Origin of the sequence: Mycolicibacterium neoaurum ATCC 25795, from assembly GCF_000691525.1 — a bacterium.
GTDB classification, from domain to species: domain Bacteria; phylum Actinomycetota; class Actinomycetes; order Mycobacteriales; family Mycobacteriaceae; genus Mycobacterium; species Mycobacterium neoaurum.
Map to the genome: position 1 here is coordinate 354,058 of NZ_JMDW01000012.1, position 8,417 is coordinate 362,474.

Below are 8,417 nucleotides of genomic sequence, written 5' to 3' on the forward strand. Positions count from 1 at the left end.
ATCACAGCATGTTTGACCGGATCAGATGGGCGCACGCCGCGCCCCGCAACACAGCGCCTGCGGGCGCCACGGGTGGTGCACACAGTGGCGCGGCATCGGCCCTCCGGATCGGCAGAAAAGAGCAATCACCTCGATCGTACAAGTCAGACGAGCAGGCGTCCGGCGGATCCACGGGAACACCCAACCGCGGTCACATCGGTCACTCGCGTCGACGAAATCCGAAGCAGCACAGGTCTACCCATCGAATCTCAAACATCCTGTCGCGCATCCCAATAGCGAACCGCCCGCAACGGCCTTCGCGCCGAAGTGCGACCCGCAGCGCCCGCGCACGACGGATTACCGAACGCCGACCGATCCGCGGCGCCGGCTCGTCGCCCAGCGCGCAATGCTGTCGGCATAACGCGGCGTCTCCACCCGGCAATGTGCACCCGAAGCCTCTTGGCGCGCGGCCGCGGCGTCGGCGAAGCTCTGGCCCTGCGCGGCGATGAACGACAGGAAATCCTCGGTCGGATGGGACGTCACGGTGTTCGTGTACCGGCACCGGCCGTTGTCGAGACGCTCCATCCGCAGTTCCCAGATGACCTGGGTGGTAGTCCAGCCGGCCGGGGTGAGGATGTCGGAGAGCGAGACCATCTTGCAGTAGAGCGCCTGGGTGACCTCGTACCGATACTGCTGCACCACCAGCCCGGTGCCGATCATCTCGACGTTGATCGACATGGGGGTGCCGTCGTCATCAACGGTGTAACCCGCCGCCTTGTGATCGCCGGGCGCGCAGCGCTGGTACTCGTGGGTGGGCAGGGTCTTCAGCCACTGCGCGATATCGATGTCATCGAAGGGGGCATCCACATCGGCGGTGACGACGGCGTGGGACAGGACCAGATCTGGACGGACGGTGGGGGTCATGACGCGCTCCTTCGTGCCGGGGTTTCGGGGACATATCAACCCTGTCCGCACCTGCAGGAACGGACAATCCCGCTGCCGTGACCGGTGCAGGTGGCGCTATCCCCCACCCGGATATCCGGTTTTCCCGCGCGACCGGCGGTGATCGGCTACAACCCGCTGCGCGAATCGAGTGACCGAACGCCCGTCACAGGATAAAGTCTGCCAAAATTGACGAGGGGGAAAATCGTGACGGCAAAGCACCCGACCCGCGCCGCCAAGCACCGCCGCCGGACCGAGCGCACGGCGGCGCGGCGCCGGCTTGCCGCGGGTGCGGCATCGCTGAGCTTGACCGCGACGCTGCTGGGCCTCACGGCGGTCGGCCCCGAGATCGCGACGGCCGCGGCCGAAGATGGCGTCGCGTCCAGTTCTGGCAACGCCGACCGACCCGACAGAGCCGATTCCGGCGGCACCGACGACCAGAAGCGCACCTCCGGTCTGGGCGGAACGGACACCGACAGCCAGAACGACCGGCCGACCAAGTCCGCGACGGTCGAGGAAACCCGCGAGACCGACCGCGAACACGACCGGGAGACCGAGCTCAAGAAACCCGAAACCGCCCCGGTCGAGGACGTCGAGTCCGAGAACCTGCATGAGGCGACTGGTGAGGACACAGCATCCTCGCCAGAATCGTCCCCGCCGGAGACGCCCCTGACCGAAACGTCCTCGACGGAAGCACCGCCCACCGCCGCGCTCACCCCGGAGATCACCGAAGCGGCACACTCCTCGGCGACGTCGACCGACAGCGTGGAGCCCGTCCAGGAGCAGACCTCCGGGGACCACACCCAACCGGCCGCGCACACCTACTCTGCGGCCGCCACTACGGCCGGCGGCCAGAACACTGCGGCGGAGGCACCGCTGCCCGACACCGAAACGTTGACGCCGTCGGCATCGTCGGTCATCTCACTCGATCCACCCAACTACGGGCGCGAGTTCGTCGCGGGCCAGATCGAAGCGCTCATCGGTACCGGGCGGACGATGATCTCCCTGCTGCCGCTGCCCTACGAGTTCAAGGAATGGCTCTATGCGTCGCTGAACGGCACCCGCCGCGCCCTGTTCAACCAGGCGCCGTGGCTCAACCCCACCCAGATCAGCGCCGAGGGCGGGGTGCCGATCTCCGGAACCCTTGGCGCGGTCGACCTCGAAGGCGACGAGATCCGGTACGCCATCGTGACCGGTCCCACCTCGGGCACCGTGGTCATCGCGCCGGACGGGTCGTTCGTCTATACCCCCAATGCCGGGTTCACCGGCGTGGACAACTTCGTGGTGTCCGCCACCGACCTAGGCGAGCACATCAACCTGTTCGACCTGTTCCGCGCCGCCAGCACGCATGCATCGCTGTTGGTCAACGAGCGCGCGGTGTCATTCATCTTCAACTACACCACCGGTTCGCAGTACTGGACCAGTGATGCGCGCACGGCGCTCTATCGGGCCGCCAACAACGTGATGCGTGAGTTCATCGTCACCAGGCCCGTGATCATCACCTACGAGATCACCGGTGAGAACACCGTCGGCACAAGCCTTGCCTCGGCCGAAAGTGCGCTCATCTCCTCCGGCGCAGGATTCTTCCCCACCGTGGTGCAGCACAAGCTGCTCACCGGAATCGACGCCAACGGTGCCGCCGCCGACGGGCACATCAACTGGAATTTCGCCTACCCGTGGGCATTTGGAGACTACGTCTCGGCTCAGCAGTACGACTTCGACATGGTCGCCATGCACGAGTTCCTGCACTCGCTGGGATTCATGTCCTATGCGCAACCTTCCAGCACGGGCACGCAGCGCGGCTGGACGCTCTATGACAGCTTCCTGCGCACAGCGGGCGGGTCCAAGCTGATCGGCTCGGACTTCCGGTTGACACCGTCGATGGCCGCCAGCCTGACCGGCGGTTCGGGCAGCGTCTTCTTCGGCGGTAATGCCGCGCAGGCGGCCTACGGCGGGTTGGTTCCGCTGTATGCGCCCTTGACCTGGGCAGGCGGGAGTTCCATCTCCCATCTGGACAGCACAGTGTTCACCGGGCCCAACCGGCAGTTGATGAATCCCCAGGTGCCCACCGGCCACGGGATACGCGCGCTGAGCGCCGTGGAACGCGCGATCATGCAGGATCTCGGCTACACCCTTGCCCCGATGGACGCGTCGTCGATGCTCGCGCTGGTCGGGTTCGTGTTCATCCGGCGCCGCCGCGTCGAGGCCGAATAACGCACGAGGTCGGTCCACTTGGTGAAAGCTGGACCGAAATTCATTGTGCGCAAATAACATTGGCGTCATGACTAAGCTGTTTCTGATGGTCCCGATATTCGCCGCCGGTCTGGTGGTGGCGCCGGGCGCCCAGGCCGAGCCGTGCGATCCGAACTACTCGGGCGCCTGTGTGCCGATCGCCAGCGATGTCGACTGCGCGGGCGGCAGCGGCAACGGCCCAGCGTACGTCCAGGGCCCCGTGACGGTGATCGGAAACGATATCTACGACCTCGACCGCGACGGTAACGGGACCGGCTGCGAGTCCTGAGCGACCCCCACGCACACACCCTGGAGTGAGCGCGCTCACAGGTGGGTACTCCCCCTCGGTCCAATTTCGGCCCGACAGCGTCGGAGGTACCCATGAGCGAGGCACCAGGTCTCAAGAGGGCGTTGAGCCAGCGGCAGCTGACGATGATCGCAATCGGCGGTGTCATCGGGGCCGGATTGTTCGTCGGTTCCGGCGTCGTCATCGGTGACACCGGCCCGGGTGCATTCCTGACCTACGGGATGGCCGGCGTACTGATCATCATGGTGATGCGGATGCTCGCCGAGATGGCCGTGGCCAATCCGTCCACCGGATCCTTCGCCGACTACTCGCGCAAAGCCCTCGGGAATTGGGCCGGATTCTCCGTCGGCTGGCTCTACTGGTACTTCTGGGTCATCGTCGTGGGGTTCGAGGCGATAGCGGGTGCCAAGATCATCCAGTACTGGATGGACGTGCCGTTGTGGTTGTCCGCGCTGATCTTCATGGTGCTGATGACCGCGACCAACCTGTTCTCGGTGGCCTCCTACGGCGAGTTCGAGTTCTGGTTCGCCGGCATCAAGGTGGCAGCGATCATCGGATTCATCGGCCTGGGAACGGCTTTTATCTTCGGGCTGTGGCCCGGCAAGTCCGCGGACTTCTCCAATCTGACAAGTCACGGCGGGTTCATGCCGTTGGGCTTCGGCGTGATCACCGTGGGCATCGTGACCGTCATCTTCTCGATGGTCGGTGCCGAGATCGCAACCATCGCGGCCGCGGAGTCGGCCGATCCCGAACGCGCGGTGGCCAAGGCCGCCAACTCGGTGATCCTGCGCATCCTGGTGTTCTATGTGGGCGCGGTGCTGGTGCTCGTGCTGATCGTGCCCTGGAACGACGAGAGCGTCGCCGCCTCCCCGTTCGTCGCGGCCTTCACCGAGATGGGCATTCCATACGCCGATCACGTCATGAACGCCATCGTGCTTACCGCGGTGCTGAGCTGCCTGAATTCGGGTCTCTACACAGCCTCTCGCATGTTGTTCGTGCTCGCCCAGCGCCGCGAGGCCCCGCCGGCCCTGGTCAAGATCACCAACCGCGGGGTCCCGGCCAACGCGATCCTGGCGTCCTCGGTGATCGGGTTCCTGTGCGTCATCGCCGCCGCGGTCTCCCCCGACACCATCTTCGCGTTCCTGCTGAACTCCAGCGGCGCGATCATCCTGTTCGTCTACCTGCTCATCTCCATATCCCAGATCGTGCTGCGCTACCGCACACCGGATTCGGAACTCCGCGTCAAAATGTGGTTGTTCCCACTGCTTTCCGTACTCACAGCGTTGGGTATCGTCGCGATCCTGGTGCAGATGTTCATCGACACCGCGTTGCGCTCACAACTGGTGCTGAGCCTGTTGTCCTGGGCGGTGGTCATCATGCTGTACGTCATCAACAAATGGTTCGTTAAACGACGCCCACAGAACTCGGATGCCCCGACGGAAACTGGTTCGGGGGCCGCCACGCCCGAGCGGCACGTACCGTCGTAGTCATGGTGCTGGAACAAGAAATGGGTGCGATGAGGGACAGCCTGGGACGCGCGCTTTTCGGACTGGTCGCCGGGCCAGACGGGCCGCAGAACCGGGCCAGGATCCACGACACACCCGGGCCACGCTGGTTCGACGAGGACCGCCCGATCCGCCGCGTCCACGCCGATGCCTCGATGTTCGTCGGAGGGCTGCGTGCGCTGCTTTTGCAGTCGCTTCACCCGCTGGCGATGGCCGGTGTCGCCGAGCACTCCGATTACCGCGGTGATCCGTGGGGGCGGCTGCAGCGCACGAGCACCTTCCTCGCCGAGACCACCTTCGGGCCGGCCACCGATGCGCAGCGCGCCGTCGACAAGGTGCGGGGTATCCACCGTCGCGTGCGCGGGGTGGCGCCGGATGGCACGCCGTATGAGGCCTCGGATCCGCACCTGCTCGAATGGGTCCACATCGCCGAGATCGACAGCTTCCTGCTGGCCCATCAGCTCTACGGTGCCGAGCCGCTGGATCAGCCCGGGCGGGACGGATATGTCGCCGATACAGCCCGGGTCGCCGAGGCGCTCGGGGTCCCGAATCCGCCGCGCACCGAGCGTGAGCTGCGGGCGCGCATCGAGGCCTATCGACCGGAGTTGCGCGGGACCGCGGCGGCCCGGGACGCGGCCCGGTTCCTGCTGCTGACGCCGCCGTTACCGCTACCGGCGCGCGCACCGTACGGGGTGTTGGCCACGACCGCGGTGGCGATGTTGCCGAGCTGGGCACGAAAGCCGTTGTGGCTGCCGTACTTCCCGCCGCTGGAGGCGACCGTGGTGCGAGTGTCCGGACGGGTGCTGGTCGGCGGCATCCGGTGGGTTCTCACCGCGGCGCGTGATCAGCAGGAGCACGCGACGTCGGCGTGATGGGAAGGACGGCGTTGGACAAGAACAGCGAGGTCAAGATCTGCCCAACATGCGGTCGCCCCTTCCACAATCGCAAGAAGTGGCGCTCGCGGGGGCAGTGGGATCAGATCATCTACTGTTCGCGACGCTGTCGAGGTGCCGCGGCGGCTAAGTGAGGGCGGCCGCTAGGGCGGCGCCCAATCGCCGGCCCGATAGCCACGCCGACTCCACGCGCGGGGCACCCGACGGGCACCAGGCGTCGCCGCAGATTCCCAGCGGACGCCCGGAGGTGTCCAAACCGAATTCGGCATCACCGTGGGTGCCGGTCGGCTTCGCGAATGTCCAGCGGTGCGCGTGCGTCCAGGACGGTGCTGCGTCGACACTTGCGACTCGGCGAAGGGCCGAAAGCACTGGAGCCACTGCATCATCCGGTCGGTCCAGGTGCGATTGCGCGCGGTCTGCGGTGGTGTGCACGACGAGGACCGCGGCGCCGTCACCGCGCCGGGCACCGTCGTCGGCGATGAAGGAAAGGTCCGGATCGTCGTTGACGAATGCGGCATCGGCGAACGGCCAACTCCGCTCGGCCCAGCCGGCCGCGACGGCGATCACCGGTTCGTAGGTCACCCATGTGCATGCCTGGGGTGCCAGCCGCGCGGCCTGCGGGTCGGGCATCGCCAGGACGACGGCATCGTGGGCCAGATCGTCGAGGGATTCGACTGCTGATTCCACGCGTACACCATCGGGAAGCTGATCACGGACCAGTGATCGCAGGCCACCCGGTGCCGCGAACCGCATGGGTCCGGTGGTGACGTCGTGGCCGGCTGGGGAGAACACGTCGAAGGTGTCCGTCCAGGGGCGCGCCAACCCCCGCGAGATCCATCCATCGACGACCGCGGTGAACGACGGGTCGTTGACGGTGAAGTACGCGGCACCCATGTCGACGCGCCGACCATGCAGGGTGGGTGAGGCCATCCGGCCGCCCGGTGCGCGGCCGCGTTCGAAGATCTCGACCTCGATATGGCGTTCCTGCAGGGCTTGTGCGCATGCCGCGCCGGAAAGACCCGCCCCGATGACCGCGACGCGTGGTGATGCCATGCTCGCGAGGGTAGCCGCACGCAGAATCCGGCCAGATTCTGCGTGCGGGCGCTGCTTCGGATTACAGCCGGATCCACTGCCCCAGGAACCAGAAACCCCAGCCGTCGCCGTTGCCGGCACGCATCGGCTCGACGCGGTGACCGTTGTACTGGAACGGCTGATGGTCGCCACGGGCCTGATCGATACCGCGCTGCTGCCAGTTGTTGTTCTGCGGCGCCGGGGCGCAGGCAGGTGCGTTCGGCGTGCCGCAGGGGCGACCAGGGTCGGCACTGGCGGTGCCCATGCCGACACCGAAAAGGCCGGCCAGCGCGATACCGCCGGCTAGGATCGGCGCGGCCGCGCGACGCGTGAACTTCATGGGGGTGACTCCGTTCGTCCGTGTGTGTTGCCGCGGCACCTCACCGCCACACGAAGCACGACGTTATGGCCGCCCGGTGGGTCACCCCTGTGCCAACGTTAGGCGCGCGCTGTGCGTCCGGTAACGAATCGAAATCGCGCTGTTGCAACGTAATTGGCTCCCGCGGCGAGCACCGTGCACGACCGAAGTCAGTCCGCCGAACCAGCAGTCGTCAGCAGCAGGGTTGCCTCGTTGTATGGAAACAATCGGTAGAACAACCGAGAACGAGGCTGCACCAGCTCCGCCGCCTCGTCCTTGCTCACCACCCGTGGGTTGATGAGTTCGATGGGGCGCCCGCGCTTGTGCAGCACCGTCGGTCCGCCGGCGAGCACATTCTTCACCCAGTCGGTTTGTGGGCCGTAGCCGATGAGGATGGCGTAGCCGTCGTGCGTCGCGAACACCAGCAGGGGCGTGCGATATCGCTTGCCCGACTTCCGGCCCACGTGCTCGAGCGTCCCGAGGTTCGGAAGCCACGGTGTGATCCTGCGGGCAACCGGGTTGGTGACTCTCTTGTTGAAATCTGCCACTCGGCGAGGCACACGCATTCTCGCAGTCTAGGTATCCGGCGATGTGCCTCGCTGACGCCGGAAGCTCGGAAGGCTCGCGTATTGGTGGCCCTGCCCACGACGACTCCGGTGCCCCCAGTCGGACTCGAACCGACACTTGGCGGATTTTAAGTCCGCTGCCTCTGCCAATTGGGCTATGGGGGCGTCAACCCGTCGAACCTACCGCAGAGCATCCGCTCGCTTGGTCCGGTGTGTCCTGTGCCGGACATCGTCACGAGGACGGTGACTCTACTCCTGGCGGAATCGGGCCAGTCGGACCTGCGTATCGGCGCCGTCCTTGCTCCGACCGTGCCGTCACCGACCCGCACACGCCATTGGCGGCATTGCCAATATCCGCAAGGATGGTGACAGCGGCTAGTTGTCCGTCCCCGGTGGGGGTTCGGGTTCGAATGGTGTGTACCACATCCATTGGGCGCGCTCCCCCTTCGGACCGCGGCACGGGGGCACATCCGGCGGCGGCCCGGTCGGTGGGCGGGCCAGCGACGCCCCGGTCAACCGGCGACCATCACAGTCGGTGACCACCAGCCGATCCGCCGGACCGAC

Annotated in this window: 8 protein-coding genes, 1 tRNA gene and 2 pseudogenes; 5 read left to right on the forward strand and 6 right to left on the reverse strand. The window is 66.3% G+C overall.

The window, feature by feature from the left end; all coding sequences use genetic code 11:
- Window positions 1-336: 336 nt before the first annotated feature.
- On the reverse strand, window positions 337-903 hold the full coding sequence (locus IC40_RS0119350) for a hypothetical protein (protein WP_030136338.1): 567 nt from the start codon (window positions 901-903) through the stop codon (window positions 337-339).
- A 225-nt stretch (window positions 904-1,128) separates the two neighbouring features.
- On the opposite strand from IC40_RS0119350, the gene IC40_RS26940 reads away from it, so the two are divergent.
- From IC40_RS26940 to IC40_RS27350, 5 genes and pseudogenes are all read left to right on the forward strand, one after another.
- Window positions 1,129-3,135, forward strand: coding sequence for an Ig-like domain-containing protein (locus IC40_RS26940; RefSeq protein ID WP_051644388.1), 2,007 nt, complete (start codon window positions 1,129-1,131; stop codon window positions 3,133-3,135).
- A 67-nt stretch (window positions 3,136-3,202) separates the two neighbouring features.
- Window positions 3,203-3,442: a hypothetical protein gene (locus tag IC40_RS0119360; protein WP_030136340.1), complete on the forward strand. Its 240-nt coding sequence runs from the start codon at window positions 3,203-3,205 to the stop codon at window positions 3,440-3,442.
- A 92-nt stretch (window positions 3,443-3,534) separates the two neighbouring features.
- Window positions 3,535-4,899 (forward strand): annotated as a pseudogene (locus tag IC40_RS0119365) (amino acid permease); the annotation flags it as partial.
- A gap of 50 nt (window positions 4,900-4,949) precedes the next feature.
- Window positions 4,950-5,837: an oxygenase MpaB family protein gene (locus IC40_RS0119370; RefSeq protein WP_191293526.1), complete on the forward strand. Its 888-nt coding sequence runs from the start codon at window positions 4,950-4,952 to the stop codon at window positions 5,835-5,837.
- Window positions 5,837-5,992, forward strand: a complete 156-nt coding sequence (locus tag IC40_RS27350; protein WP_081843488.1) for a DUF2256 domain-containing protein — start codon at window positions 5,837-5,839, stop codon at window positions 5,990-5,992. Before IC40_RS0119370 ends, IC40_RS27350 begins: the two co-directional genes overlap by 1 nt.
- Here the strand turns inward: IC40_RS27350 and IC40_RS0119375 are convergent.
- The 5 genes and pseudogenes from IC40_RS0119375 to IC40_RS28060 form a co-directional block, all read right to left on the reverse strand.
- A complete protein-coding gene (locus IC40_RS0119375) occupies window positions 5,985-6,911 on the reverse strand; it encodes an NAD(P)/FAD-dependent oxidoreductase (RefSeq protein WP_030136343.1) in 927 nt (308 codons plus the stop codon). The genes IC40_RS27350 and IC40_RS0119375 overlap by 8 nt on opposite strands.
- Before the next feature lie 61 nt (window positions 6,912-6,972).
- Window positions 6,973-7,269 carry a hypothetical protein gene (locus IC40_RS0119380; protein ID WP_030136344.1) on the reverse strand — a complete coding sequence of 99 codons (297 nt, stop codon included), beginning with the start codon at window positions 7,267-7,269 and terminating at the stop codon, window positions 6,973-6,975.
- Between the two features lie 188 nt (window positions 7,270-7,457).
- Window positions 7,458-7,853: a nitroreductase family deazaflavin-dependent oxidoreductase gene (locus IC40_RS0119385; RefSeq protein WP_030136345.1), complete on the reverse strand. Its 396-nt coding sequence runs from the start codon at window positions 7,851-7,853 to the stop codon at window positions 7,458-7,460.
- A 91-nt stretch (window positions 7,854-7,944) separates the two neighbouring features.
- Window positions 7,945-8,018 (reverse strand) — tRNA-Leu (locus IC40_RS0119390).
- Between the two features lie 210 nt (window positions 8,019-8,228).
- Window positions 8,229-8,417: pseudogene (locus tag IC40_RS28060) on the reverse strand (hypothetical protein); the annotation flags it as partial.